The organism is Streptococcus sp. SM3 (assembly GCF_027497875.1).
The window spans coordinates 1-3,756 of the sequence record NZ_JAJNSA010000148.1 but is presented as its reverse complement, the minus strand read 5'-3'; the positions used below and the strand labels follow the sequence as shown (position 1 = coordinate 3,756).

General features: G+C 40.8%; 6 protein-coding genes. All 6 read right to left on the bottom strand.

Features of this window, described 5'->3' with window-relative positions; genetic code table 11:
- Nucleotides 1–349: acyltransferase family protein (locus tag PAN06_RS13225; protein WP_269796556.1), on the bottom strand; the 349-nt coding region annotated here is incomplete at its 3' end.
- Between the two features lie 61 nt (nt 350–410).
- On the bottom strand, nt 411–641 hold the full coding sequence (locus PAN06_RS13220; RefSeq protein WP_004260552.1) for a DUF1146 family protein: 231 nt from the start codon (nt 639–641) through the stop codon (nt 411–413).
- Between the two features lie 57 nt (nt 642–698).
- Nucleotides 699–1,736: a SepM family pheromone-processing serine protease gene (locus PAN06_RS13215; RefSeq protein ID WP_269796555.1), complete on the bottom strand. Its 1,038-nt coding sequence runs from the start codon at nt 1,734–1,736 to the stop codon at nt 699–701.
- Nucleotides 1,720–2,208: a pantetheine-phosphate adenylyltransferase gene (gene coaD / locus PAN06_RS13210; RefSeq protein ID WP_269796554.1), complete on the bottom strand. Its 489-nt coding sequence runs from the start codon at nt 2,206–2,208 to the stop codon at nt 1,720–1,722. The genes PAN06_RS13215 and coaD overlap by 17 nt, the downstream gene beginning before the upstream one ends.
- Nucleotides 2,198–2,737, bottom strand: a complete 540-nt coding sequence (gene rsmD / locus PAN06_RS13205; protein WP_224218754.1) for a 16S rRNA (guanine(966)-N(2))-methyltransferase RsmD — start codon at nt 2,735–2,737, stop codon at nt 2,198–2,200. Before rsmD ends, coaD begins: the two co-directional genes overlap by 11 nt.
- A gap of 64 nt (nt 2,738–2,801) precedes the next feature.
- Nucleotides 2,802–3,756, bottom strand: a 955-nt coding sequence (asnA, locus tag PAN06_RS13200; protein WP_269796553.1) for an aspartate--ammonia ligase, incomplete at its 5' end; no start/stop codon positions are given.

The following is a 3,756-nucleotide window of genomic DNA, read 5'->3' as shown; positions in this document are numbered from 1 at the left end:
CGTTTACGAATCTGTAAAACATATAAATCAAAGATATAGAAAAAAATGGAACTAGAATTTTAGAAAGTCTCTTAACTAAAAAATTATCTAGGTAGTTTTTCTTATTTTCGTTCTGAAAATACAATCCATAGGCTGATAAAAAGAAGAAAATAGAAACGATATAAGTTCCCATATAGGAAAAATTAGAAAATTCATCACCAGATGTAACCCATTGTGACAAATGATGAAATATTATTCCTATAGCTAGAAATCCTCTAAGCCCTGATGTAGATTTAGCATTTAGATAATCCTTATTTTGAGGTAACAAATAAATTAATAGCGTTATCAATAATAAGATTATAATATCCATGAATTCTATTTCTCCCTATAAGTTTAATAATATCTTGAAAGTAATTTCTTAAACACGCAAATTATAATAATCCTCTAAGCGCTTCTTGCCACAACTGATATAGGCTGATAAAGAAAGAACTCATGATATAGCCCATGACAATACTGAAAAAGGCTACTAGTAAACGAACTTTTCCTGTATTCTCAGTTGTCACTTTTAAAACCTTTTCCCATCTAACAAGATTCTTTAAAAGGTAAAAACTCACATAAATAAAGAGCATGTGACTGCTTAGAGTGAATAATAATTGAACCATTTGACTATTATACCATCTTCTCTGTTTGTGCGCTAGTTTGGAAACTTCACTCAAAAACTAGGGATTGTTTTTCAAGTAATCAATTGCATCTTGTAGGGTTTTAACTGGCACGATTTTCATATCTGTCTTGATTGTTTTAGCTGCTTCCAGGGCTGTTTGGTAGTTGTTTTTCGCATCAGGATGTGCTTTTTGTTCTTCTTCGCTAACAGGATTATCTGGGGCAAAGAAAATAGTGGCACCTTCTCTAGCCGAAGCTACAACTTTTTTATCAATACCTCCAATATCCCCCACATTGCCATCACGGTCAATGGTTCCTGTACCGGCAACGATACGGCCATTTCGAAGGCCAGGGTCAGCTATTTGGGTATAGATAGCCAGACTAAACATGAGACCTGCACTTGGACCGCCAATACCAGCTGTTGAAAAGCGAATTGGGACATCACTAGTCACTTCCGTACGGTCAATCAAACCGATTCCAATCCCATTTTTGCCATTTTCCAAGGTGATAATCTTACCTTCTGCAGACTTGGTTTGCCCATCCTCTTCATAGGTGACCTTGACGGAGTCCCCTAGTTTTTGAGAATTGACGTAATCAATCAAGTCTTTGGAACTGTCAAAGGTTTGATCATTGACTGCTGTGACCGTATCAGAGATGTTGAGAATCCCTTTAAAGGTCGAATTATCCGTCACAGTCAAGACATAAACCCCAAGGTATTTGAGTTCAATATCCTTACCAGCTGTTTTTAGTCCTTGATACTTGGCCATGTTTTGTGATGTTTGCATGTAGAATTGATTGATCCGCATAAATTCAACATCAGAAGAGCCACCTGTAGTCTCTTGGGCACTACGAATATCTGTAAAAGGCGTCAACCAAGCATAAATCATATGGGCTAAAGTAGCGTGCTGGACACCAACCGTAACGAATTGATAGGCCCCAGCTTCCTTATCTTCTGTATCATTGACTTTAAGGACTTGGCGAATATCTTCCGAACCACCTGGAACTTCTATATAGTAGGGCAAGGGCACTACAAATGCCAAGAAAGTCGCTATCAAGGCCGCAATGACGTATAAGGGCCATCTAATCTTTTTTTTCATTTCTTATTTCCTCCAAAATACTCTCAGGAACATAGCAGGCAACATCCTGACCAAACTTCAGCAGCTCTCGAACACCGGATGAACTGAGATATAGATGTTCAGGTCGACTATGCAAATATATGGTCTCTAAATCAGGAGACAGTTTATGGTTGTAGTAATCAAAACTGGCTTCATATTGCAAATCCGTTGCATTTCTCACCCCCCGCACTAGACAGGTAGCCCCCAGTCTTTTTGCGACATCAACTACCAATTCATCATGAGAAGACACGACTGCAACATTTTCCAAATGTCCCAAAGCCTTTTCTAAACCCCGTTTACGATTTTCGATAGGGAGAAATCCTTGTTTGTGGGGATTAAAAAAAATACCCACATAGAGCTTATCAAAGAGTTTGCTAGCCCGCTCAATCATATCCAGATGCCCATTTGTCATCGGATCAAATGAGCCTGTGAATAAGCCAATCTTATCTGACATAGACTGTCACCTTACTAATTCCATAAATCTTTTCCTTCCAGATGCCAAGACAGGCAATTTCTTCTGGAAGTTCAACGGCTTTATCCGTCTCACACACGACCATGACATCTTCAGAAAAAAGCTCTCTCTCAGCCATTTTTTCAATATCTGCTACGATTTGTTCCTTGGCATAAGGAGGATCTAAGAAAATGAGGTCAAATCCCCCAGATACCTGTTCCAAGGCTCGTTCCGCATCCATTTTGAGAAGTTGAAATTTTCCAACTTCCTTGGTCATCTGAATATTTTCAGCCACGATAGCCTGAGCCTTACGGTCTCGCTCCACCAAAACAGCGCTGGACATGCCACGCGATACTGCCTCGATAGATAAACCACCACTACCTGCATAAAGGTCCAAGACTCGTCCACCTTCAAAGTAGGGACCAATCATGTTAAAAATAGCTCCCCTAACCTTATCCGAAGTGGGTCTTGTCGTCTTGCCTTCTAGTGTCTTGAGGGGACGTCCCCCATAGATTCCTGATACGATTTTCATACCGTTTATTATACCAAATTATGGGCGAAAAGAGAAAGAAAACCGAACCTTGCGGTTCGATTCTCTACAAAATATTTTCGTAAGTATCGCGAACTTCTTGAGGCCAAACACTTGTTTGCACTTCTCCGATGTGTTTCTTGCGAAGTAGGAACATGGCCATCCGAGATTGTCCAATTCCCCCACCGATTGTCAATGGGAATAGGCCATTCAACAAAGCCTTGTGCCATTCCAATTCTAATCGGTCTTCATCACCTGTGATGGCAACCTGACGGCGAAGCGTTTCTTCATCTACACGAATCCCCATAGAAGACAACTCAAAGGCTCCACCTAAAGACTCATTCCAGACAAGAATATCACCATTTAGACCCTTGTAGCCATTTTCAGACTCACTTGTCCAGTCATCATAGTCTGGTGCACGTCCATCGTGCGGTTTACCGTCTGGTAATTCACCACCGATACCAATCAAGAAGACAGCACCAAATTCTTTACAAATAGCATTTTCACGCTCTTTCGGTGTCAAGTCTGGGTAGCGTTCTACCAACTCTTCTGTGTGGATAAAAGTGATTTGTTTTGGCAAGATTGACTCGATGTCATAGCGAGCTTCAACAGCTAGCTCAGTAAGGCGAATAGCCTTGTAAATCTTCTCAACTGTTTCTTTTAGATAAGCGATATTGCGTTTACCATTTGGGATAACTTTCTCCCAGTCCCACTGGTCAACATAAACAGAGTGGGTCGCATCCAGCGAATCTTCGTCTGGACGAAGGGCCTTCATGTGAACGAAAAGACCTTCTCCCTCACCGAAACCAAAACGGGCCAAGGTATGGCGTTTCCATTTGGCAAGGGAGTGCACCACTTCATAAGTAGCATCAGGAATTTGGAGAACCTTGACCGATACTGCATTCTCCACACCTGATAAATTATCCTGCATCCCGTCACCGACCCTGCTCAAGATAGGACCTTGAACTTCGACAACTTCTAACTTATCTTTCAAATACTGGGTAAAAGTGTTTTTGACAAAG